Below are 387 nucleotides of genomic sequence, written 5' to 3' on the forward strand. Positions count from 1 at the left end.
GACGCGGTATTTTACTTGGCGGAATTCCGGGAGTACCACCTGCAAAGGTGTTAATTTTAGGTGCTGGTGTAGTAGGTGTACAAGCGGCACGTATGGCTTCTGGTTTAGGTGCCAACGTATTTATTTTAGATATAAATATGAAAGCCTTAAGGCATGTTAGTGAAACTATGCCTAATAACGTTATTAGCGAATTTTCTAGTGAATATAATATAAGAAAGCATATTAAAGACGCCGATTTAATTATTGGTGGTGTACTTATAAAAGGTGCCAAAGCACCAAAACTTATAACAAGAGATATGCTTAAAGATATGCAGCCTGGTACTGTAATGGTTGATGTAGCTGTAGATCAAGGTGGCTGTTTTGAAACCACAAAACCAACTACCCACC

Annotated in this window: 1 protein-coding gene; it reads left to right on the top strand. The window is 38.5% G+C overall.

The features are described from left to right. Positions 1–387, top strand: a 387-nt coding sequence (locus FUA24_RS04065; protein ID WP_187388159.1) for an NAD(P)-dependent oxidoreductase, incomplete at both ends; no start/stop codon positions are given.

It is taken from the genome of Seonamhaeicola marinus (assembly GCF_008085455.1).